Below are 21,306 nucleotides of genomic sequence, written 5' to 3'. Positions count from 1 at the left end.
TTTCCTGAGTGCCGAGCGGGCGGTTGCCCGATACGACCCAGCGTAGAACTTGCCGCTGCGTCAACGTCAAGCAGGGCCACGCCATTTACGCCGGCGGCGACATCGACCAGAATTGCCCCATGGACCAAGGAACCGGCGGCACGGCCAGAGCGAGCCCCGGGGCGGTCGTGCAACGGCGGGCGACACGCCTCCTGGCCGCGGCGCTGGTGTCGGCATCCGCGGTGCTCCTGTTCGGACTGCGTCTGCCGCTGCCCGGCTATGCGGTGCTCGCCGCGGCGCTGCTGGTGGCGTTCCTGGTGGATCGCGCCCTGTTCAGGGACCTGCTCCTGATCGCGGTCGGGCTGGTCATCATCAGCACCATCTCGGTCGAGGCTGACATCAGTTACCCGAATATGGCCCTGATGGGGATCGTCCTGAGCGCGGCCGTCGCCGTGCCGTACCTGCTGTCGCGGCGGTTTTTCGGCGATCGCCAGGTGTGGTTCCCGATCAGGACCGGTCAACGATGGACCACCCTTGAGCGCTGGTACCTGGTGGGCGTGCTGCTGCTGGGTTACCTGATCCTGCCCAGTTACTTCATCCGCTCAGGCGCATACCTGAACTGGCCGGCCATCAACGCCCCCGACGAACTCGGGCGGCTCTTCGTGGGAGTGGGATTCGTCGGGATCTGGGACGAACTGTTCTTCATCTGTACGGTCTTCGCCCTGTTCCGGCGGCATTTTTCGTTTTGGACGGCGAACCTGCTGCAGATGGTGGTGTTCGTCTCGTTCCTCTGGGAGCTGGGCTACCGCAGCTGGGGCCCGCTGCTGACGATCCCGTTTGCGTTGTTGCAGGGTTACACCTTCTCGATCACGAAGTCGCTGACCTACGTGGTGTGCGTGCACCTGCTCTTCGACCTGGCCGTTTTCCTGGTGCTGGTGCATGCCCACAACCGGGACTGGCTGGCGATCTTCCCGTATTGATCGGGTACCTTCGGGTTTGCCGAGAGACCTTGTGTGACCCTTTGACGCGATATAGCTTGAGTTCTAGTGAACGCGATATATCGCGTAAGGAGAAAAACCATGACGCAGGAAAAATGGCTGGTCGCCCCGGGTCAGTCCAAGATCATCGACATTGAGCTGGTGCGCACCCTCAAGGTGAGCCTGATCGGGGGAAAAGTCGACATCATCGGCAGCGACGAACCAGGTGCCCGCATCGAGGTGCACAGTGTCTCCGGGCTCGACCTCAAGGTCGCGATCGTCGACGACGCACTCGAGATCGACCACCCCCAGCTGCGCTGGGACAACTTCATCGACGTGTTCGCATCCTTCCGCGGCAGCGCCAAGTCGGAGGTCAGCGTGACCGTTCCGCGCGACGTCCTCCTGAAGTTCGGTGTGATCACCGCGGATGCCCTCATCACGGGCCTCCGCAGCGACGCCAAGCTCAGCACGGTCTCCGGTGACCTCGTCATCGACGATGTCCTCGGTGACCTGGAACTCAACGCCGTCAACGGCGAGATCTCGGTGCGGAACCACACCGGCAACATCACCGCGCACACGGTGTCCGGCGACCTCACCGCGAGCGGCACGATCGGCAAGTTCAGCGCCGACGGCGTGACCAGCGCGGTATTCCTGGACATCGACGGCACCCCCGACGAGATCTCGACGAATCTGGTCAGCGGCGCGCTGACCGTTCGCCTGGGCTCCGACGTGGCCACCCGCTACCGGTTGAACACCGTCTCGGGAACGCTGCAGCTGGACAACCAGACCATCCGCGGCACGCTCGGCAAGGGATACGAGGGCACCACCGGAGAACTCAGCGGCGCCTGGCTCGACCTTCGGGCCAAGTCGGTCTCCGGCAACATCTCCGTGGTGCGCCGGGCACCCGACACGGTGAGCGACGCGACCAGTACCGGCGCCGACACCGCCGAGGGATATCCGGGCGGCGAGGTCGACTCATGACCCCGACCTTCTCCCACGGCAGCCTCCGCCTGTACCTGCTCAGCCTCCTGGCCGAGCGTCCCCGGCACGGCTACGAGTTGATCCAGGCCCTCAGCGAGCGCTTCGGCGGCACCTACAGCCCCAGCGCCGGCACGATTTACCCCCGCCTCGCAAAGCTCGAAGAAGAAGGCCTGGTCAGCAAGACCGCGGGCGAACGCAAGACGGTCTACGAAATCACCGACGCGGGCCGTGCTGAACTGGCTGCTCGCGCCGATGACCTGCGCGACATCGAGTCCGAGCTCACCGACTCGGTGCGCCGACTGGCCGACCAGGTGCGCACCGGGGTGACCGAGGCGATGAAGAGCCTGCGCGCCGACCTCGCGTCCGCCGCCAGGCAGGCCGTCCCCGACATGGGCAAGACCCATGCGGAGCCCAAGCCCGCCGCCGACTCCAACCGGTCGCTGCGCGAGGCTGATATGGTGCTCAACGAGTTCCGGCAGCAGCTGCGGGCCGATCTGCGCAAGCAGGCCTACCGCGCCTCGTTGCCCGAAGACACCGTGCCGGAACTGCGGCGCCAGCTGGATGCGGTGCGCGCCAGCATCCTGGCATCGCTCGCGTAGTAGCCGCCGCCTCCGCCCAGCCGTCCTCGCCGGGGGCGGCTGGGTGCCGCGCGGTCGTCTGAGAGTATTCCCATCTGAAGCTGGGAATCATCCGACAACTTGACTGTGGGGGGCATCGGAGTAGTGTCGTCCCTCGTGACATCAGAGGGGAACCCCCCAGCACCTGAAGGTCGATCACCTAAACGGTGGATAATCGGCGAACCGCTTGCCAGCGAACACCTGGACGGGCAGTTGCTTCCCAAGCACCTTGCTCTTCCGATTTTCGCCAGTGACCCGCTCTCCAGCGTGGCCTACGCCCCGCAGGAACTGCTCATGATCCTGACCCTGGGCGGACTCGCCTTCCTCAGCTTCGCCCCCTGGGTGGCCGCCGTCGTTGTGCTGCTCCTGGTGGTCGTGGTGGCCTCGTACCGCCAGCTCATCAAGGCCTACCCGAACGGCGGCGGCGACTACGAGGTCGCCTCCAAGAATCTCGGCGAGAAGGCCGGCCTCGTCGTCGCATCCGCCTTGCTCGTCGACTACGTGATGACCGTGGTGGTCTCGGTGTCCAGCGGCGTGGACAACATCATCTCGGCGCTGCCGGGCCTGGCGCCGCTGCGCGTGGAAATGGCCGTCGTGTTCGTGATCGGCCTGGCCGCCGTGAACCTGCGCGGGGTGGCCGAGTCCAGCAAGGCCTTCGCGCTGCCCACCTACCTCTTCATCGGCAGCGTGCTGCTGATGATCGTCGTCGGCCTCGGCCGCGTGATTCTCGGCGACGCACCCGTGGCCGAATCGGCCGGGTTCGAGGTACACGCCCACAACCTCGCCCAGACCGCGTTCATCCTGCTGCTGTTGCGCTCCTTCGCCAGCGGCTGCAGCGCCCTGACCGGCGTGGAGGCCATCGCCAACGGCGTGCCCGCTTTCCAGCGCCCCAAGATCAGGAACGCCCAGATCACCCTGACCCTCATGGGCGGCATCGCGATCGTGCTGTTCGTGGGCCTGGTCGCACTGGCTCTGATCGCGAAGGTGCACTACGCCGAGAATCCCTGTGACCTGATCGGCTGGGCGGAGTGTGAAACCCAGCCCCAGCGCAGCCTGATCGCCCAGATCGCCGCGGCCACCTTCGGCAACAACTCGCTGATGTTCTTCATCCTCCAGGGCGCCACCGCGATGGTGCTGTTGCTGGCCGCGAACACCGCGTTCAACGGCTTCCCGCTGCTCGGCAGCGTGCTGGCCCGCGACTCCTACGCCCCGAAGTCGCTGAGCACCCGCGGCGACCGCCTGATCTACTCGAACGGTGTGGTGCTGCTCGCGCTGGCCGCCATCCTGATCATCGTGGTCTACCAGGCGAACCTGACCGTGCTGATCCAGCTCTACATCATCGGTGTGTTCGTGTCGTTCACGATCGGGCAGACCGGCATGGTGAAGCACTGGCTCACCCTGCTGAAGACCGATCAACCCAACCGCGGGTCGATCATCCGGAGCCTGTCGATCAACGGTTTTGGCGCCCTGCTCACCGGGGTTGTGCTGATCGTGGTGACGATCACGAAGTTTACCCACGGCGCCTGGCTGGTGTTCCTGATGATGCCGATCCTGTTCATGCTGATGCTCGGCGTGAACCGCTACTACCGCGACGTGGCCAAGGAGGTCGAGGTCGACCCGATCACGACCTTCGGCTCGCAGGGCGACCACGCCATCGTGCTCGTGGGCAAGATGCAAAAGCCGGTGCTCAAGGCGCTGGACTACGCCATCGCCGCCCGGCACGTGAGCCTCGAGGCCGTGCACGTGTCGATCGACGAGGAGGAGACCGAGAACCTCATCATCGACTGGGCCAAACAGAACATCCAGGTGCCACTGAACATCGTGGCCTCGCCGTACCGGGATATCAGCTGGCCGCTGATCTGCTACATCAAGGACCGCCGCGAGGTCTTCGGGTCAGAGGTCGTCACCGTGTACACGCCGATCTATATCGTCGGGCACTGGTGGGAGTCGTTGCTGCACAACCATAAGGCCCGGCGACTGCGCCAGAAGCTGATGCTCGTGCACGGCGTGACCATCGCCCTGGTGCCCTGGCTGTTGGACTCGTCCGAGCTCATCTACGGGCGCCGGTCCCGGCCGATCCCCGGCCAGGAGCGTCGTGGCGAGCCGGTCCGGTCGCACCCGATCCCGCGCAAGCCCCTCGCGCCGGCGACCCTGGACACCACCAGTGTCACTGTCGCGACGGCGGAGGCGGCCGGCCCGAAGTCCAGCCCGGCCAGCCCGCCGCCGAAGCCGCGTGCCCGGCCCGGCAGTGCCAAGAGACGAAAGCGCAAGTAGCCGGCCCGCACCAACCCCGCCCTCAGGAAACGGCAGGTCAGAGCAGCGCCATGACCTGCCGGGCGATCACCCGGCCGGCGCGGCGGGCTCCGATCGTGCTGGCCTGCGGGCCGTAGCCGGCCAGGAAGATGCGCGGGTCGGTCCAGGACGATCCGGAACCGACGATGAGCCCGCCCGACCGGTCGCGGAGCCCCAGCGGCGCCAGGTGCCGCAGTTCCGGCCGGAAACCGGTGGCCCAGATAATCGTGTCGGCCGAGGTAGTCGAGCCGTCCGACCATCGCACGCCGGTCGGTTCGACGGCGGTGAACATGGGCCGGGCCACCAGCAGGCCCCGGTCGATGCCGGCCTGGATGCGCCGGCTCACCGGTACGCCCGTGCCGCTGACGATGCTCGGCAGCGCCCGGCCGGCGCGGGCGGCGTCATCCTGCATCGCCACGGCGGCCAGGGCACCCTCCGGGTCGAGGCGCTCGGTGTGCACCCACTCGATCGGGCGCCGGGCCGCCCAGGTGAGGCTCGCCGCGATGCCGTCCAGCTCGAGTAGGAAGCCGATGGCGGAGGTGCCACCGCCGACCACGACCACCCGCCGGCCGGCGAACTCCGCGGCATCCCGGTACCCGCTGGTGTGCAGTTGGCGCCCGGTGAAGGACCCGGCGCCGGGGTAGTACGGCACGAACGGGGCACCCCAGGTGCCGGTGGCGTTCACCAGCAGCCGGGTGACGGTCTCCCGCTGGCCGTGCTCGGCCGACTCGGTGCGGACGACGAGGTCGGCGCCGCGGTCGAACACGGACGCCACCGTGATCGGCCGCACCACCCTAAGGTCGAAGTGCTCCTCGAAACGCCGGTAGTACTCGGTGACGACGTCGCGCGCGGGGCGGCTCCGGTCGGCGGATTCAAAGCTCAGGCCCAGCTCGGCGAGCCCGGGCAGGTCGTTGACCCGATGGGCCTCCCCGAGGCGCAGCGACTCCCAGCGGTGCTGCCACGCGCCGCCGGCGTCCGCGCCCCGGTCGAAGATGACGAAGTCGCGGCCCGACGCGAGGCCGAACCGGCCCAGGTGGTACGCGACGGACAATCCGGCCTGCCCGGACCCGATGATCACCACCGGAACAGCCCTGCCGTCCACCACGCAACCTCATCCGTTGTTCTCGGCGCCATCCGCGTCATCGGGGCGTCAGGCCCATCATGCTAAACTAGCGGTTAGATTTCACTATTCTGTTCGGCAACTCCCGGGTGACTCATGGCTCACCCGGCCTGGCATCGTTAGGGGGTCACGCATGGGGCGCGGCCGTCAAAAAGCAAAGCACACCAAGGTTGCCCGCGAGCTGAAGTACTTCAGCCCGGACACCAACTACAACGCGCTCGAACGCGAGCTCACCGGGCATCCGGCGACCGACCCGCAACTAGACGAGGACCTGGCCAAGTGGCCGGAGTACGAGGCGAGCAAGGTCACGGCCGACGAGCCTGACGAGTACATTGACCGCTACGCACCCGAAGACGAGAAGAAGCGCGCGTAGCTGTTCGCTCGACCGGTGCGGTCCGAGCTGCCACGGAACGTCGTTCCGTGGCAGCTGTGTTTCTCCGGCCGCGCCGTACAGCGTGCCTTCGGCCAACTGCCAGCCTCACGCCGCCCTCCCGTCAGGTGCGCCGACGTGACTGGCCCACTTTTGCTCGTCGCGGGCACTGCCGCACGAGCGAAAATGGGCCGGTCAGGGTGGGACTGAGCGGTCGGGATCAGGCGGCGTAGGCGCCGACGAGGCGCACGGCCCCGCCGTTGACGCCCTTGGCACCCTGCTCGAAGCCGGCGAGGTCGTGATCGACCATGGAGACGCGGCCGGCGACCCAGGAGGGGATCCCCTCAGATTTCAGCCGGGCGATGACGGATGATGCGGCGTTGGCCGCGACTACGGCGAACATGCCCACGCCGAGGTTCCAGGTGCCCTCGGCGCTTTCGAGGGTGCTGCCGGCCATGTCGCCGAGCACCCGGAACACCGGCGCGGGCGACCAGGTGGACCGGTCGACCTCGACCCAGCTGCCGACGGGCAGCACGCGGGCCAGGTTGGCGGCGATGCCGCCGCCGGTGACGTGGCTGAGCGAGTGCACGACCCCCGCAAGTTCCGGGTCGGCGAGCACACTGAGCAGCGGCCCGGTGTACAGGCGGGTGGGCTCCAGGAGCGCCTCGCCCACGACGCCGCCGAGTTCGTCGGAGGTGTCGGTGTAGCCGATGCTGCGCTTGGCCAGGATGTGCCGCACGAGCGAGAACCCGTTCGAGTGCAGGCCGGAAGACGCCATCGCGACGACGACGTCACCGGATTGCACGCGCTCGGCACCAAGGACCTGGTCGGCCTCGACGACACCGGTGGCCGCACCGGCCACGTCGTAGTCATCCGGGCCGAGCAGCCCGGGGTGCTCGGCGGTCTCGCCGCCGACGAGCGCGGTGCCGGTCGCGGCGCAGGCCTTCGCGATGCCCTCGACGATCGACGCGATGCGCTCGGGGACGACCTTGCCGCAGGCGATGTAGTCGGTCATGAACAGCGGCCGCGCGCCGACGACGATGATGTCGTCGACGACCATGCCCACCAGGTCCTGCCCGATGGTGTCGTGCTTGTCGAGCGCCTGAGCGATGGCGACCTTCGTGCCGACACCGTCCGTGGAGGTCGCCAGCAGCGGGCGCTTGAAGGTGGTGAGGAACGAGACGTCGTACAGGCCGGCGAAACCGCCGAAGCCGCCGAGCACCTCGGGGCCGTGGGTCGCGGAGACCGCGGTCTTCATCAGCGACACCGCGAGGTCCCCCGCGTGCGTGTCGACTCCGGCGGCGGCGTAGGTTGCGTTGCTCATTCTGGTCTTCCGGGATCGCCGAACGGGACCTGACCGTGCTGGGCGAGGCTGGCCGTCCGCGTCGGTTCAGGGATGAGCACATTTTCGAACTCGGCGTCTGGACCGGGGTCACAGCCGTCCGAGGTGGAAAAGTCGCGCTCGAGGAGGTTCTTGCCCAGGTGCTGGGTGTCGGGCAGTTTGATCGGGTAGACCCCGGTGAAACAGGCCGTGCAGAGGCTTTCGCGCGGCTGCTCGGTGGCGGCGATCATGCCGTCCTCGGAGAGGTAGCCGAGCGAGTCGGCGCCGATGGCCTGGCGCACCTCGTCGACGCCGAGGCCGGTCGCGATCAGTTCGGCACGCGAGGCGAAGTCGATGCCGTAGAAACAGGGCCAGGTGATGGGCGGGCTGGAGATGCGCACGTGCACCTCGGCGGCGCCGGCCTCACGGAGCATGCTGACCAGCGCCCGCTGGGTGTTGCCGCGCACGATGGAGTCGTCCACGACGATCAGCCGCTTGCCCTTGATGACCTCTTTGAGCGGGTTCAGCTTGAGCTTGATGCCGCGCTGGCGGATGGTTTCGGAGGGCTGGATGAAGGTTCGGCCCACGTAGGTGTTCTTGACCAGGCCCTGCCCGAACGGGATGCCGGACGCCTGCGCGTAGCCGATGGCCGCGGGGGTGCCGGACTCGGGGGTGGGGATGACGAGGTCGGCTTCGACGGGGTACTCGGCGGCGAGCTGGCGGCCCATCTCGACGCGGGCCTCGTGCACGCCACGACCGGCGATGGTGGTGTCGGGCCGGGCGAGGTAGACGTACTCGAACACGCATCCGGCGCGCTTGACCTCGGCGAAGCGCTGGGTGCGCAGGCCGTTCTCGTCGATGGTGATCAGTTCACCGGGTTCCACCTCGCGCACGAAGCTGGCGCCGACGATGTCGAGGGCGGCGGTCTCCGAGGCGACGACCCAGCCGCGCTCGAGCCGGCCGAGTACCAGCGGACGAACGCCCTGCGGGTCGCGGGCGGCGTACAGCGTGGTCTCGTCCATGAACACCAGGCAGAAGGCACCGCGCAGGCGCGGGAGCACCTCCATGGCGGTGGCCTCGAGGGTGTGGTCCAGGTCACCGGTGAGCAGCGCGGTGATCACGGCGGTGTCGGTGGTGTTGCCACGGGCGAGTTCGCCGTCGACCTTGGGGTAGCGCTCCCGCACCAGTTCGAGCAGCTCGGCGGTGTTGGTGAGGTTGCCGTTGTGGCCGAGGGCCACGGTGCCGCCGGCCGTGCGGCCCAGGGTGGGCTGGGCGTTCTGCCAACTCGACGACCCGGTCGTGGAGTAGCGGGTGTGCCCCACTGCGAGGTGGCCGAGCAGAGTGCTCAGCGAGGCCTCGTTGAAGACCTGGGACACCAGGCCCATGTCCTTGTAGATGAGGATCTTCGAGCCATCGCTCGTGGCGATGCCCGCCGATTCCTGGCCGCGATGCTGCAGGGCGTACAGGCCGAAGTAGCTGAGTTTCGCTACCTCTTCACCCGGCGCCCAGACCCCGAAGACCCCGCAGGCATCCTGCGGACCCTTCTCGCCAGGAAGAAGATCATGATTCAGACGTCCGTCGCCACCGGGCAAGCCGCAGCCCCTTTACTAAGAATTCTCGTTGGAAGGTTGGGGGTCGGATCCAGGATCCGTTTTATCGAAGGCGCGTGTGATGTTCGCATCGAGTCTATCGACGACGACCGTGGTTGCGGAGCGTCCGACGATTCGGTCGAGGATGATCGCGACCACACAGCTGACCGCGACACCGATGGCGATTCCGCCCAGGAGCAGGAAGCCGAACACCTGCGCCGGGTCGAACTCCGCGTTTCGCGGGAAGATCACGGTCAGCAGCAGCGCCAGGACGGCGCCGACGACGGCACCGACGATCATGAAGTTGACGTATTTGGGCGAGCGGCGTACGACGAGGGTGTCCTCGGAGACCACCGTCTCGGTGGGCTCCTGGGCAAACGGGGCCAGGGCACCGGCCGGCTCAGCCGACACCGGACCACTGCCGGACGGGCGCGTCTCGGCGTCACCGTTCTGATCTGCGGAGCTCACGGTTCTATTGTCGCACGGCGCGGCCGGATGCCGGCCTGCCCGGGTGCGGGGGCCGCGTCCGCGTCTGCACGGCGCGTTACGCGGGGAAGGCGCCGCTGCGCGGGTGGCGCGCCGCCCGCGCACCGGGGTGCAGCCCGCGGGGTGGGCATCCCGGACCATTTTCGGGGTGCTCGGCCGCGGCATCCGTCAGACTGGGCCGGTGAACGATTTCAAGGGCAACCGGATTGCCGTGCTCGGCAGCGCCAATATGGACCTCGTTGTGCGTCAGCCCCGGCTGCCGAGGCCGGGCGAAACCATGTTCGGCACCGACTTCAGCACTGTGCCGGGCGGCAAGGGGCTCAATCAGGCCGTCGCCGCCGCCCGGCAGGGCGGCTCCGTCGACTTCATCGGGGCTGTCGGCGACGACACCAATGGCCGCGACCTGCGGGACCTCCTGGGCGCCGAGGGAATCGGCGCGACGGACCTGACCGGGGTGACGGCGCCGACAGGCACCGCGCACATCTCCGTCGTGGACTCCGGCGAGAACTCGATCGTCGTCGTGTCCGGCGCGAACGCCACCGTGACGAGGCTCACCGCGGCGCAGGAATCGACGATCTCGCAGGCGTCGTTCCTCGTGATGCAGTGCGAGCTGCCGGTGCAGGCGCTGGCCGCGGGCATCGCCGTCGCCCGGGCGAATGGCGTCTTCACCGTGCTCACCCCCGCCCCGGTCATGCCGCTGCCGGCCGGTTTCCTGGCGTCGGTCGACCTGGTCGTGCCCAATGAGATCGAGGCCGCCGAGCTCACCGGTGAGGCCGACCCGGTGCGCGCCGCCGAGGTGCTCAGCGCCGGTCACACCTGGGCGATCGTGACGCTCGGCGCCGAGGGTTGCGTTGTCGCGTTCAACGGTGAGGTGCTGGGCCTGGCGCCAGCCCGCCCGGTGACGGCCGTGGACACCACCGCCGCCGGCGACACCTTCGTGGGCGCCCTGGTCGCCCGGCTGGCTTCCTTCACCCTGCCGGAGCAGCTGAGCGGCGCCGGCATCACCGAGGAGCGGATGATCGATGCCGTGCGCTGGGCCACCGTGGCGTCGTCGATCTCGGTGACCCGGCCCGGCGCCACGAGCTCGATGCCCGGCCTGGCCGAGGTCGCTGCCGTCCTGGCCTGAGCGGCCGCTTCCGCGCTGCAACTGTTGCCACTGCGGACAATTGCACCCGGTGCGCCGGGTGCAATTGTCCGCACGGGGAACAGGTACCGGCACCTCGTGCGGAACGGGGTGCGGCTAGGGGATCAGCGGCAGTTCCGCCGCGAGGTCGGCGCGCGCTCCGGACGCGTGGATGCGGCCGGAGGCGATGCCATCGCTCCAGGCCAGGGTGCCGGTGGCGAGGCTGAGCCAGGTGGCGACATCCGTCTCGACGACGTTGGGCGGGGTGCCGCGGGTATGCCGGGGGCCGGCAATGCACTGCGTGGCGCCGAACGGGGGTACCCGCACCTCGACGGTGTTGCCCTCGGCCTTCTCGGCCAGCAACTGGAGGGTGTACCGCACGGCGAGCGCCCGGGTGTCGCGCGTCGCACCCGATTCGTCGGCCAGGTACGCGCTCACAGCGGTTCTGCCCAACCCGTCATCGATCCTCGCGCGTGCCATGCCTCCAGTCTGCCGCTTCGCGGCCGCCGGGGTGAGCAGGCGGGCGTGCGGGAGCGCACGACCTCGTTCGCCGGGTAGCCTGATCCGGTGAGAATATTGGTCCTCGGTTCCGGCGCCCGCGAGCACGCCATCGTCACTGCCCTCCTGCGCGAGGAGCCGCGACCCTACGTGATCGCCGCTCCCGGCAATGCCGGCATCGCCGCGGACGTTCCGGTGGTGGACCTCGACCCCACCGATTCCGACGTGGTCACCAACTTCGCCCAGGAGCACAACATCGACCTGGTCGTGGTGGGCCCCGAGGCTCCCCTGGTGGCCGGTGTGGCCGACGCGCTGCGCACCCGCGGCATCCCGGTGTTCGGGCCCGGCCAGGCCGCCGCCGCCCTCGAAGGCAGCAAGACCTTCGCCAAGCGCATCATGGACGAGGCCGGGGTACCGACCGGCCGCGCCGTGCGAGCCGGCAACCTCGCCGAGGCGCAGGGCGCCCTCGACGAATACGGCGCCCCCTACGTGGTCAAGGCCGACGGCCTTGCCGCAGGCAAGGGTGTGCTCGTCACCACCGACCGTGACGACGCCCTCGCCCACGCGGTGCGCTGGCTGCAGCACGGCGCCGTGCTGGTCGAGGAATTCCTCGACGGCGCGGAGGTCTCCCTCTTCCTCCTCAGCGACGGCCACAGCGTGCTGCCGCTCTCCCCCGCCCAGGACTACAAGCGCCTCGCCGACAACGACGAAGGCCCCAACACCGGGGGCATGGGCGCCTACTCCCCGTTGCCCTGGCTCGACGCCGGTTTCGGCAGCGAGGCCGCGTTCGTGGACGAGGTCATCGAGACCATCGCCCTACCCACCGTGCGGCAGCTCGCCGGCGAGGACACCCCGTTCATCGGGCTGCTCTACTGCGGACTGATCCTCACCGATGCCGGCATCCGGGTGATCGAATTCAACGCCCGCTTCGGCGACCCTGAGACCCAGGTGGTGCTGCCGCGCCTGGTGACGCCGCTGTCCGGCCTGCTGCTGGCTGCGTCGACCGGCGAGCTGGCCGGGCTGCCCCGCCCGGAGTTCTCGGCCGAGGCCGCGGTGACCGTGGTGATCGCCAGTGAGAACTATCCGGAGACCCCGGTCACCGGGCGCCCGATCACCGGGCTCGCCGAGGCCGCTGCGGTGGCCGGCGTGACCATCGCGCACGCCGCGACCGCCGTATCCGGCGGTGAGCTCGTCGCCACCGGCGGCCGGGTGCTCAGCGTGGTCGCGGTGGGTGCCGACTTCACCCAGGCGCGCGCCCGCGCGTATGAGGCCGTCGGCCTCATCGGTCTGGCGGGTTCGCAGCACCGCGGCGACATCGCCGCCAAGGTCGCGAACTGATGGCCGCCATGCAGCTGGACGGCTGGCAGCACGTCTACTCGGGCAAGGTGCGCGACCTCTACGTGCCGGCCGGCGCGACCGATCTGGCCACAGCCGAGCGGGTGCTCGTCGTCGCCAGCGACCGGGTGAGCGCGTTCGACCACGTGCTCGAACCGGGCATCCCCGGCAAGGGCGAACTGCTCACCACCCTGAGCCTGTGGTGGTTCGACCAGCTCGACGGTGTGCCGAACCACCTGGTGCCCGATCACCGGGTCGACAGGACGAGTCTGATCCCCGCCGCCGTCGCCGGCCGCGCCATGCTGTGCAAGACCCTGGACATGTACCCGATCGAATGCGTCGTGCGGGGGTATCTCACGGGTTCCGGCTGGCTGGAGTACCTGGCCAGCCAGACGGTGTGCGGCATCCCGTTGCCCGCCGGCCTGCAGAACGGGGACCGGCTGCCCGAGCCGATCTATACCCCGGCGTGGAAGGCCCCAATGGGCGAGCACGACGAGAACATCTCGTTCGAGCGCACCGTGGAGCTCGTCGGCCCCGATGTCGCCGCGGCTCTGCGGGATGCGTCGCTGGAGATCTTCCGGCGCGCGTCGGTCATCGCCGAGACGGCCGGGGTGATTCTCGCCGACACCAAGTTCGAGTTCGGCGCTGACCGCGCCACTGGAGTGCTCACCCTCGGCGACGAGGTGCTCACCAGCGACTCCAGCCGGTACTGGGATGCCGCGCGCTGGCTGGCCGGCAGCACCCCGAGCGAGCGGATGGCGAGCTTCGACAAGCAGATCGTGCGCGACTGGCTGATCGAGCACTGGGACCAGACCGGCACCCCGCCCGAGCTGCCCGCCGAAATCGTGGAACAGACCGCGGCCCGTTACCGCGAGCTACTGACCCTGCTGACCACCGCGTAGCGGGGCGGCAGGCGGCGGATGAACCCCTAGTCTGGCGGGATGACCCCGGACGCCACCGCCGACCCGATCGCCACCGCCGGCCCGAGCGACGACAGCGCCCCGGTCGACGACACCGTTGCGGGGCCGCACGGGCCCATCCCGGTGCGCTGGTATTCACCGCGGGGAGCACCAGCCGCGGGCACCGCGCCGATTGTGTGGGTGCACGGCGGCGCGTTCGTCCGGGGCGACCTCGACCTGCCGGAGACCCACGAGGTCGCCCTCGCCCTGGCGGCGGAAGGCTATCGCGTCGTCACCGTGGACTACCGCCTTGCCACCCCGGGGTTCCTGCGGCCGGCCGGGGCGCGCATCCGCTACCCGGTGCCGGGCGACGACGTGCTGGCCGTGGTGCGGGCCGTGCACCGGGACCACCCGGATGGCGTGATCGTCGGCGGTGCGAGCGCCGGCGCGTGCCTCGCGGCGGGGGCGGTGCTCCGGCTGGCGGCCGGGGGCGCCCCGCCGCTGCGGGGAGTGTTCTTCACCTACGGAATCTTCCACGCCCGCCTGCCGGAGCTCTCCCGCGAGGTGCGCAGCCGGCTGCGCGGCCGGCGGCGGTTCCTGCACGCACCGACCCTGCTCAACCTGCTGAATCGGTACTACGCGGGTACGGCGGCCGCGCTGGCAGACCCGTTCGCGTTTGCGGGCGGCCACCCGGTCGCCGGGTTCCCGCCCACGCTGATGATCGACGCCGAGAGCGACTCGATCCGGGCCTCCGGCGAGGCGTTCGGCCGGGAACTCACCGCTGCCGGTGTGCCGGTGGAATACCGTGTTCACGCCGGTGCCGCCCACGCGTTTCTGAACCGGCCGCGCGACCCCGGCTTCGCCGCAGCGATCCGGTCGATCGCCGAGTGGGCCGGCCGGGTGTAGCCGAGCTTGTTCTCCCGTCCCGTCAAGGAATAGCGGGGCGGACGAATCCGTTGACCGTGACGTGACTCGATCCTCTTCCGAACTGCTGGCCGCCGACACCGGAATGGGCGCCGTGACGCTGCGTGTGGGCGACCTCGACGGCATGATCGGGTACTACCGCGACGCGGTGACCCTGACGCTGCTCAGCCACGACGGCCCTGTCGCCGTGCTCGGTCGGGGCACGACGCCCATCGTGATCCTGCAGCACGCTCCCGAGCTGGCCGCCGCCGCACCCCGCGCCGCCGGCCTGTTCCACACCGCGATCCTGTTCGACACCCAGGCGCAGCTCGCCGCTGCGGTGTACTCGGTCGCGTCCAAGCATCCGGGCACGTTCACCGGCAGCGCCGACCACCTGGTCAGCCAGGCGTTCTACTTCACCGACCCCGAGGGCAACGGCATCGAGCTGTACTGGGACCGTGCCCGCTCGGAGTGGAGCTGGACGCACGGCCAGATCGAGATGGCGACCCTGTACCTGGACCCCAACGCTTTCATCACCGAACACCTCACCGAATCCGGGCTCAGCGACCCGTCGGCCGGCAACGCCGTGGTGGGCCACGTGCACCTTTCCGTGGGCGATGTCGCCAGGGCCCGCGAGTTCTATGTCAACCGGCTCGGCTTCGCATCCACCGCGACGGTGGGCGACTCGGCCCTGTTCGTCTCCGCCGGCGGGTACCACCACCACATGGCGATGAACACCTGGAACAGCGTCGGCTCGGGCAAACGCCGCCTGGCGCTCGGCCTCGGCCAGGTGGAGATCGTGCTGCCCACCAGCGACGACCTCGGCCAGCTCGGCGAGCGGATGGCCCATTACGGCGTGCAGACCCGCCACGACGGCCAGGTGCTCGGCTTCGACGACCCCTGGGCGAACCAGATCCGGGTGCGCACGGCGTAGCCGGCGCGCCCGGGTGCCGAGTTGCGCGCGAGGTCTCGCGGCACGGGTCGGGTCCCGCGGCACGTGTGGGAACACGTGCCACCAGGGCGAACACGTGCCACGAACGGGCGTATACGTGCGGGAGCCTGGGTGATCGGGCGCGGGCGGGTCAGCCGGCGGCGCGGGCGCCCCGGGCGGCGCGCTTGGAGCGGCGGGTGAGGCCGTGCACGGTGGCCTGGAACTCCTTGACGCTCAGGGGGCGACCGGGCAGCTTGGGCCGGGCCTTCTCCGGGCTGCGCAGGCCGTCGAGCACCAGCGACAGCTGCCGGCGCCACTGGCCGGTGTACCCACCGCCGAGGGTCCCCAGCGACCCGATCATGGTGATCACCACCGCGAGGTCCATCGAGTCCACGTCCGAGCGCAGGTCGCCGTCCTTCTTGGCCTGCGCCACGAGCGACAGGATGTGACTCTCGAACTCCACCGACGGCCGGGCCGTGGGGTCGATGACGGCCATCCGTTTGAGAATAGGTGGCAGGGACGGGTCGGCCACCAGCCATTCGGCGAGGCGCTCGGTGTAGAGCACGAGGCCGGCCCACGCCGTCGGGGCCGTCTTGATCTCCTCACGCACGGCGAAGAGCTCGGCGATGGCGATGTCGTAGAGGGCGCGTACGAGGTCGTCGCGGGTGGGAAAGTTGCGGTACAGGGTGGCCACGCCCACATCGGCACGACGGGCGATCTCCTCGAGGGAGGCATCCACACCGTGCTCGGCGATCAGGCTGCGCGCCTCATCGATGAGGCGTTCACGATTCTGCCGAGCATCACGACGACGCGGTTGGGACGCGTCCTGCGGAGGCCGTGCGGAGGATGTCATGGGAGCGAGTCTAGATCTTCTTCCTCCGACCCCGCGGAGGCAGGCCTCCTCGCCCGCTCAGGCCGGGCGGCGGGCTGCTGCAGGACTGGCGTGTCGCCGGGGCGAGCAAAGCGGTGTTGCGGCCGCGACCGGGAGCAGCGCACAATGCAGGAACCGGTCGAGGCGCGATGCGCGCCCCGCGGAAAGGACACAGTGCCAGTCGAGAACAACAGCCGCGACCTCGAGGCGACGATCGTCACCGACCTCCGCGAGCGGATGAGCTACGGCGGCTACCTGGACCTGGCCACGCTGCTCTCGGCGCAGCGGCCCCCGAGCACCCCCGCGCACCACGACGAGTTGCTCTTCATCATCCAGCACCAGACTACCGAGCTCTGGCTCAAGCTCGTGCTGCACGAGTTGCGCGCGGCCGCCGAGAACCTGCGGCACGACCGGCTGCCGCCCGCGCTCAAGGCATCGCCAGCGTCAAGCACATCCAGCGCACCCTCACCGAGCAATGGTCGGTCCTCGCCACGCTGACGCCCACCGAGTACGCCCAGTTCCGGGACTTCCTCAACTCGTCGGGGTTCCAGTCGTTCCAGTACCGAGCGGTGGAGTTCGTGCTCGGCAACAAGCATCCCCGCATGCTCGAGGTCTTCGCCGACGACGCCGACGCCCTGGCGCTGCTGACCGAGGTCTACCAGGCGCCGAGTGTCCACGACGAGTTCCTGCGTTACCTGCACCGACAGGGCTTCGACATCCCGCTCTCGGTGCTCGAGCGCGATGTGACCGAGGCCTGGGTGTTGCACCCCGAACTGGTGCATACCTTCCGTGGCATATACGAGAACGAGACGGAGAACTGGACCGTCTACGAGGCGTGCGAGGAACTCGTCGACCTCGAGGACAACTTCCAGCTCTGGCGGTTCCGACACCTGAAGACGGTGCAGCGCATCATCGGTATGAAGCCAGGCACCGGCGGGTCCAGCGGGGCCGGGTTCCTGCAGAAGGCGCTTGAACTCACCTTCTTTCCCGAGCTGTTCGCGGTGCGCACCGAGGTGGGCCGGTGACGCCGGTCTTCCCCGGGTTCCTGGATGCGCACGTGCACCTCGCCCTGATCGACCCGGCGCGGCTGGCCGGCGCCGGCATCGGCCGGGTGCTCGACCTCGGCGGCTGGGCGCCGGACGGACGGCTGCTCGGCGGCACGGCCGATGAGCAGGCCGCCGAACAGGCCGCCGGCACTGCCGCCCCATCCGGGTTGCAGCCGGAGACTCGCTTCGCCGGCCAGTTCCTCACCGCCCCCGGCGGCTACCCCAGCCGGCAGGCCTGGGCCCCGCCCGGCAGCAGCTGCCCGGTGGCATCGCCCGGGGACGCTGCCGCCGCCGTGGCCCGGCAGGCCGACGCCGGTGCGGCCGTGATCAAGGTCACCCTCAACCCGATGGCCGGACCGGTGCTCAACGCCGACACCCTCGCGGCGATCGTGGCGGCCGCGCAGGAGCGGCTGCTCCCCGTCGCCGCCCACGCCGAAGGCCCCGGCCAGGCCGCGGCCGCCTTCCGAGCCGGCGTCAACCTGTTCGCGCACACCCCGTTCAGCCAGCGGCTGCCGGACGACGCCATCACGGCCATGGCCGCCCGGATGACGTGGATCAGCACTCTTGACATCCACGGCTGGGGCCAACCCACCGCGGCGTTCTCCACCGCGAGCGACAACCTGGCCCGCTTCCATGCCGCCGGCGGCCGGGTGCTCTACGGCACCGACCTCGGCAACGGGCCGTTGCCGGTCGGCCTCAACCGGCGCGAGATCGAGGCGCTGCTGGCTTGCGGCCTCTCCCCCGATGATGTGCTCGCGGCCCTCACGGCCGACTTCCCCCACGTCCCGGCGGGCGGGCGCGCCGCATCCGCCGCCGAAGCATCGACCGCCGCGCCCGGCCGGGTTACCGTTATACCCGGCGATCGACCCACCGACCCGAACGACCTGACCGGTTTCACCGACTGGCTGCTCGGCGCTCGCTCCCTGCCCGCCAGCGTCCTCCCCCGGACCGAACTCGAGGACCTCACATCATGACCCAGCACGACACCGCGGCGCCAGAGGGCACCGGCCTGGACGCCCAGCTCGCCTTCGCCCGGCGGATGGACCGGATCGACGGCCTCGGGCACTACCGGCGCCGGTTCGTGGGCCTGGGCGACACCGCTCCGGCCGGCAGCGCGGATGCGGCGCCCTCCGTCGTATACCTCGACGGCAACTCGCTGGGTCGCCCCACCACCGCCAGCGTGGCGCGCATCACCGAGTTCCTCTCCGGCGCCTGGGGCAACCGGCTGATCCGCGGCTGGGACGACGAGTGGATGCAGCTGCCGCTGACCATCGGCGACGCCCTCGGTAAGGCCGCGCTCGGCGCCGGTCCCGGCCAGGTCTACATCGGCGACTCCACCACCGTCACGCTTTACAAACTCGCCCGCGCCGCGGTGGACTTCCTGCCGCAGCGCACCGAGATCGTGCTGGACACCGACAACTTCCCCACCGACCGGTACGTACTCGCCGGCATCGCCGCCGAACGCGGCCTCACCCTGCGCTGGATCGAGTCCGGCACCACCGCCGGCGTCACCGTCGACCAGGTGCGCGCCGTGGTCGGCCCGCGCACCGCCCTGGTCGTGCTCAGCCACGTGGCCTACCGGTCCGGCTATCTCGCCGACGTGCCCGCGATCACCGCCGCCGTGCACGAGGCCGGCGCCCTGGTGCTCTGGGACCTGTGCCACTCCGTCGGCTCGGTGCCGGTCAACCTCGACCTCGACGGCGTCGACCTGGCCGTGGGCTGCAGCTACAAGTACCTCAATGGCGGGCCCGGCGCCCCCGCGTTCGGTTACGTGCGCGCCGAGCTGCAGCCCGACCTGGCACAGCCGATCCAGGGCTGGATGGGCGCCGCGGACGTGTTCGCGATGGGCCCTCAGTATGTGCCGGCCGCGGGCATCCGCCGGTTTCTGAGCGGCACCCCCGCGATCGTGGGCATGCTCGCCATGCGGGACACCATCGCCATGATCGACGAGGTGGGAATCGACCAGGTGCGCGCCAAATCGGTGGCGCTCACCGAATACGCGCTCGAACTGGTGGACGCCTGGCTGGTGCCGATGGGCGTCACCGTCGCCTCGCCGCGCGAGCACACCCACCGCGGCGGCCACCTGACCGTGAACCACCCCGCCATGCGGCAGGTCACCCGGATTCTGTGGGAGCACGACGTGATCCCGGACTTCCGGGCGCCGGAGGGGCTGCGGATCGGGCTGGCGCCGCTGAGCACCAGCTTCGTGGAAACCTACGACGGGATCGCGGCCATCCGAGACGTGCTGCGAGGCATCCTCCTCGGCCAGGCCGGACTCGGCCCCGTCCAGGGACTGTAGAATCGACGCATCCGCCCCCGACGTCTTACGGAAGTGACATGACAACCATCGTCGTAGAAGTTATGCCCAAGGCAGAACTGCTCGATCCCCAGGGCAAGGCCGTCGCCGGCGCCCTCCGCCGCCTCGGCAAGACCGAATTCACCGGCGTGCGCGTCGGCAAGCGGTTCGAACTGTCCGTTGACGGGCCCGCGGATGCGGCGCTGCTCGCCGAGGTGCAGGAACTCGCCGACACCGTGCTCTCCAACTCTGTCATCGAGGACGTCACCGGAATCTTCGTGCTCGAGGCCGCCGCCGGGGAAACGCTCTGATGCGCATCGGCGTCGTCACCTTCCCGGGCTCGCTCGACGATCGTGACGCCCAGCGCGCGGTCCGCCTGGCCGGCGCCGAGCCGGTGGCCCTGTGGCACGGCGAGCACGACCTGCACGGCGTGGATGCGCTCGTGCTACCCGGCGGGTTCAGCTACGGCGACTACCTGCGCGCCGGCGCGATCGCCAGTCTCTCGCCGATCATGGCCGAGGTCATCGACGCCGCGAACAAGGGGATGCCGGTGCTCGGCATCTGCAACGGCTTCCAGATGCTCACCGAAGCGCACCTGCTTCCGGGCGGCCTGATTCGCAACGAGGCCGGCGCGTTCATCTGCCGCGACCAGCGGCTGCGCATCGAGAACACCGACACCGCGTGGACCCGTGGCTTCACCGCCAACCAGGAGATCACCATCCCGCTGAAGAACGGCGAGGGCGGCTTCATCGCCTCCGCCGAGACCCTGGCCCGTCTCGAGGGTGAGGGCCGCGTCATCGCCCGTTACCTCGACGTGAACCCGAACGGCTCCCTGAACGACATCGCCGGTGTGAGCAACGAGCGCGGCAACGTCGTGGGCCTGATGCCGCACCCCGAACACGCCGTCGAGCCCGGCTTCGGCCCCGACACCGCCGCCGCCATGCGCAGCGGCGTCGACGGCCTGGCGTTCTTCACCTCGGCAATCGAGCGATCGCTGGTCAATGCGTAGGAACCTGCGCCGAGTTGCCCTGTTGCGGACGAGTTGCCCCGGTGCGCCGGGGCAATTCGTGCGTTAAGGGGCAACTCGCGTTCAATCGTTCGACGGATGCTCCGCTCAGGTGGGCCTGACAGGCTGGAAGCAGTCCCACAGCACCCCCGCCCGCCACCCATGCCTCCAGGAGATCTCGACGTGTCACCCCGCCTGCTCTACCGCACCCTGTCCATCGCCGAGGCGATCACCTGGACCCTCCTGATCACCGGGATGCTACTCAAGTACGTGTTCGCGCCCGGCGAGTTCGGCGACGCGGCCGTTCGGGTGGCCGGGTTCGTGCACGGGCTGGTGTTCCTGGCCTACGGGATCACCGCGGTGCTCGTGGGCGTCAACCAGCACTGGCGGCCTCGGCTGATGCTCGTCGCCGTGGCGACCGCCGTGGTGCCGTACGCCACCATCCCGTTCGACCGCTGGCTCGAACGTCGCGACCTGCTGGCCGGCGACTGGCGCAGCGACGCCACCGACGACCCCCGCGACCACACCGTGGCGAGCCGGTTGCTGCGGGTCGGGCTGGCCCGACCGGTGCTGTTCGCATCCGTCCTCGCCGTGGGCCTGGTCGCCGTCTTCACGACGCTGCTGGTGGTGGGCCCTCCCGGCGGCGGCGCCTGACCCCGGTGCCGG

General features: G+C 69.6%; 21 protein-coding genes and 1 pseudogene. 16 read left to right on the top strand and 6 right to left on the bottom strand.

The genetic code is table 11. The features are described from left to right. The first annotated feature begins 119 nt into the window (after positions 1 to 119). From JWP54_RS10900 to JWP54_RS10885, 4 genes are all read left to right on the top strand, one after another. Entirely contained in the window at positions 120 to 959 is an 840-nt protein-coding gene (locus tag JWP54_RS10900) for a CPBP family intramembrane glutamic endopeptidase (protein ID WP_297371700.1), read from the top strand. 99 nt (positions 960 to 1,058) lie between these two features. Then, a complete protein-coding gene (locus JWP54_RS10895; protein ID WP_297371698.1) occupies positions 1,059 to 1,937 on the top strand; it encodes a DUF4097 family beta strand repeat-containing protein in 879 nt (292 codons plus the stop codon). Next, positions 1,934 to 2,536, top strand: a complete 603-nt coding sequence (locus JWP54_RS10890) for a PadR family transcriptional regulator (RefSeq protein ID WP_297371695.1) — start codon at positions 1,934 to 1,936, stop codon at positions 2,534 to 2,536. Before JWP54_RS10895 ends, JWP54_RS10890 begins: the two co-directional genes overlap by 4 nt. 189 nt (positions 2,537 to 2,725) lie before the next feature. Further along, positions 2,726 to 4,828 (top strand): APC family permease, encoded by a 2,103-nt coding sequence (locus JWP54_RS10885; protein WP_297371726.1) that lies wholly within the window; start codon positions 2,726 to 2,728, stop codon positions 4,826 to 4,828. 37 nt (positions 4,829 to 4,865) lie between these two features. Here the strand turns inward: JWP54_RS10885 and JWP54_RS10880 are convergent, their stop codons facing one another. Further along, positions 4,866 to 5,951 (bottom strand): NAD(P)-binding domain-containing protein, encoded by a 1,086-nt coding sequence (locus tag JWP54_RS10880; protein ID WP_297371692.1) that lies wholly within the window; start codon positions 5,949 to 5,951, stop codon positions 4,866 to 4,868. Between the two features lie 148 nt (positions 5,952 to 6,099). Here JWP54_RS10880 and JWP54_RS10875 point away from each other — a divergent pair, with 148 nt between their 5' ends. Then, complete coding sequence (locus tag JWP54_RS10875; protein WP_297371689.1) at positions 6,100 to 6,339, top strand: DUF3073 domain-containing protein; 240 nt, start codon at positions 6,100 to 6,102, stop codon at positions 6,337 to 6,339. Positions 6,340 to 6,556: 217 nt separating this feature from the next. On the opposite strand, the gene purM is transcribed toward JWP54_RS10875, so the two are convergent. From purM to JWP54_RS10860, 3 genes are read right to left on the bottom strand one after another with little or no spacing between them, the layout of a single operon-like run. Next, complete coding sequence (gene purM / locus JWP54_RS10870) at positions 6,557 to 7,660, bottom strand: phosphoribosylformylglycinamidine cyclo-ligase (protein WP_297371687.1); 1,104 nt, start codon at positions 7,658 to 7,660, stop codon at positions 6,557 to 6,559. After that, positions 7,657 to 9,249 carry an amidophosphoribosyltransferase gene (gene purF / locus JWP54_RS10865; protein ID WP_297371684.1) on the bottom strand — a complete coding sequence of 531 codons (1,593 nt, stop codon included), beginning with the start codon at positions 9,247 to 9,249 and terminating at the stop codon, positions 7,657 to 7,659. Before purF ends, purM begins: the two co-directional genes overlap by 4 nt. A gap of 15 nt (positions 9,250 to 9,264) precedes the next feature. Then, positions 9,265 to 9,714, bottom strand: coding sequence for a hypothetical protein (locus JWP54_RS10860; RefSeq protein ID WP_297371682.1), 450 nt, complete (start codon positions 9,712 to 9,714; stop codon positions 9,265 to 9,267). 199 nt (positions 9,715 to 9,913) lie between these two features. Between JWP54_RS10860 and JWP54_RS10855 the strand changes: the two genes are divergently transcribed. Next, positions 9,914 to 10,858, top strand: a complete 945-nt coding sequence (locus tag JWP54_RS10855; RefSeq protein ID WP_297371680.1) for a ribokinase — start codon at positions 9,914 to 9,916, stop codon at positions 10,856 to 10,858. 114 nt (positions 10,859 to 10,972) lie between these two features. Here JWP54_RS10855 and JWP54_RS10850 read toward each other — a convergent pair whose 3' ends face one another. Beyond that, the gene (locus tag JWP54_RS10850; protein ID WP_297371678.1) at positions 10,973 to 11,335 is read right to left on the bottom strand and encodes a sterol carrier family protein; all 363 of its coding nucleotides are present in this window, start codon (positions 11,333 to 11,335) and stop codon (positions 10,973 to 10,975) included. A gap of 87 nt (positions 11,336 to 11,422) precedes the next feature. Here JWP54_RS10850 and purD point away from each other — a divergent pair, with 87 nt between their 5' ends. The 4 genes from purD to JWP54_RS10830 all read left to right on the top strand — a co-directional run bounded on the left by purD (position 11,423) and on the right by JWP54_RS10830 (position 15,424). Next, on the top strand, positions 11,423 to 12,691 hold the full coding sequence (purD, locus tag JWP54_RS10845; RefSeq protein ID WP_297371676.1) for a phosphoribosylamine--glycine ligase: 1,269 nt from the start codon (positions 11,423 to 11,425) through the stop codon (positions 12,689 to 12,691). After that, positions 12,691 to 13,590 (top strand): phosphoribosylaminoimidazolesuccinocarboxamide synthase, encoded by a 900-nt coding sequence (locus JWP54_RS10840; RefSeq protein WP_297371674.1) that lies wholly within the window; start codon positions 12,691 to 12,693, stop codon positions 13,588 to 13,590. The genes purD and JWP54_RS10840 overlap by 1 nt, the downstream gene beginning before the upstream one ends. Before the next feature lie 39 nt (positions 13,591 to 13,629). After that, positions 13,630 to 14,493 carry an alpha/beta hydrolase gene (locus JWP54_RS10835; RefSeq protein ID WP_297371672.1) on the top strand — a complete coding sequence of 288 codons (864 nt, stop codon included), beginning with the start codon at positions 13,630 to 13,632 and terminating at the stop codon, positions 14,491 to 14,493. Positions 14,494 to 14,596: 103 nt separating this feature from the next. After that, on the top strand, positions 14,597 to 15,424 hold the full coding sequence (locus JWP54_RS10830) for a VOC family protein (protein WP_297371723.1): 828 nt from the start codon (positions 14,597 to 14,599) through the stop codon (positions 15,422 to 15,424). 148 nt (positions 15,425 to 15,572) lie between these two features. Here the strand turns inward: JWP54_RS10830 and JWP54_RS10825 are convergent, their stop codons facing one another. Next, on the bottom strand, positions 15,573 to 16,274 hold the full coding sequence (locus JWP54_RS10825; protein WP_297371670.1) for a TetR/AcrR family transcriptional regulator: 702 nt from the start codon (positions 16,272 to 16,274) through the stop codon (positions 15,573 to 15,575). Between the two features lie 192 nt (positions 16,275 to 16,466). Between JWP54_RS10825 and JWP54_RS10820 the strand changes: the two are divergent. The 6 genes and pseudogenes from JWP54_RS10820 to JWP54_RS10795 all read left to right on the top strand — a co-directional run bounded on the left by JWP54_RS10820 (position 16,467) and on the right by JWP54_RS10795 (position 21,294). Beyond that, positions 16,467 to 17,317: pseudogene (locus JWP54_RS10820) on the top strand (tryptophan 2,3-dioxygenase). Then, complete coding sequence (locus JWP54_RS10815) at positions 17,314 to 18,312, top strand: amidohydrolase family protein (RefSeq protein WP_297371668.1); 999 nt, start codon at positions 17,314 to 17,316, stop codon at positions 18,310 to 18,312. Before JWP54_RS10820 ends, JWP54_RS10815 begins: the two are co-directional and overlap by 4 nt. Then, the gene (locus tag JWP54_RS10810) at positions 18,309 to 19,637 is read left to right on the top strand and encodes an aminotransferase class V-fold PLP-dependent enzyme (protein WP_297371665.1); all 1,329 of its coding nucleotides are present in this window, start codon (positions 18,309 to 18,311) and stop codon (positions 19,635 to 19,637) included. Before JWP54_RS10815 ends, JWP54_RS10810 begins: the two co-directional genes overlap by 4 nt. A 38-nt stretch (positions 19,638 to 19,675) precedes the next feature. Beyond that, positions 19,676 to 19,945, top strand: a complete 270-nt coding sequence (gene purS / locus JWP54_RS10805) for a phosphoribosylformylglycinamidine synthase subunit PurS (protein WP_297371662.1) — start codon at positions 19,676 to 19,678, stop codon at positions 19,943 to 19,945. Then, positions 19,945 to 20,643: a phosphoribosylformylglycinamidine synthase subunit PurQ gene (purQ, locus tag JWP54_RS10800; RefSeq protein ID WP_297371660.1), complete on the top strand. Its 699-nt coding sequence runs from the start codon at positions 19,945 to 19,947 to the stop codon at positions 20,641 to 20,643. The genes purS and purQ overlap by 1 nt, the downstream gene beginning before the upstream one ends. Positions 20,644 to 20,823: 180 nt before the next feature. Next, positions 20,824 to 21,294, top strand: a complete 471-nt coding sequence (locus JWP54_RS10795) for a DUF3817 domain-containing protein (RefSeq protein ID WP_297371657.1) — start codon at positions 20,824 to 20,826, stop codon at positions 21,292 to 21,294. Positions 21,295 to 21,306 lie beyond the last annotated feature (12 nt).

It is taken from the genome of Cryobacterium sp., from assembly GCF_025463825.1.
GTDB lineage: Bacteria > Actinomycetota > Actinomycetes > Actinomycetales > Microbacteriaceae > Cryobacterium.
This window is presented reverse-complemented; position numbering and strand designations above follow the sequence as displayed.

What these genes read in the sequence shown, in the direction of transcription:
- JWP54_RS10830 (WP_297371723.1), top strand. Translation starts at nt 14,597, where the DNA reads ATGGGCGCCGTGACGCTGCGTGTGGGCGACCTCGACGGCATGATCGGG.
- JWP54_RS10900 (WP_297371700.1), top strand. Translation starts at nt 120, where the DNA reads ATGGACCAAGGAACCGGCGGCACGGCCAGAGCGAGCCCCGGGGCGGTC.
- purS (WP_297371662.1), top strand. Translation starts at nt 19,676, where the DNA reads ATGACAACCATCGTCGTAGAAGTTATGCCCAAGGCAGAACTGCTCGAT.
- JWP54_RS10825 (WP_297371670.1), bottom strand. Translation starts at nt 16,274, where the DNA reads ATGACATCCTCCGCACGGCCTCCGCAGGACGCGTCCCAACCGCGTCGT.
- JWP54_RS10840 (WP_297371674.1), top strand. Translation starts at nt 12,691, where the DNA reads ATGGCCGCCATGCAGCTGGACGGCTGGCAGCACGTCTACTCGGGCAAG.
- JWP54_RS10895 (WP_297371698.1), top strand. Translation starts at nt 1,059, where the DNA reads ATGACGCAGGAAAAATGGCTGGTCGCCCCGGGTCAGTCCAAGATCATC.
- JWP54_RS10835 (WP_297371672.1), top strand. Translation starts at nt 13,630, where the DNA reads ATGACCCCGGACGCCACCGCCGACCCGATCGCCACCGCCGGCCCGAGC.
- JWP54_RS10875 (WP_297371689.1), top strand. Translation starts at nt 6,100, where the DNA reads ATGGGGCGCGGCCGTCAAAAAGCAAAGCACACCAAGGTTGCCCGCGAG.
- JWP54_RS10850 (WP_297371678.1), bottom strand. Translation starts at nt 11,335, where the DNA reads ATGGCACGCGCGAGGATCGATGACGGGTTGGGCAGAACCGCTGTGAGC.
- JWP54_RS10890 (WP_297371695.1), top strand. Translation starts at nt 1,934, where the DNA reads ATGACCCCGACCTTCTCCCACGGCAGCCTCCGCCTGTACCTGCTCAGC.
- JWP54_RS10810 (WP_297371665.1), top strand. Translation starts at nt 18,309, where the DNA reads ATGACCCAGCACGACACCGCGGCGCCAGAGGGCACCGGCCTGGACGCC.
- purQ (WP_297371660.1), top strand. Translation starts at nt 19,945, where the DNA reads ATGCGCATCGGCGTCGTCACCTTCCCGGGCTCGCTCGACGATCGTGAC.
- purM (WP_297371687.1), bottom strand. Translation starts at nt 7,660, where the DNA reads ATGAGCAACGCAACCTACGCCGCCGCCGGAGTCGACACGCACGCGGGG.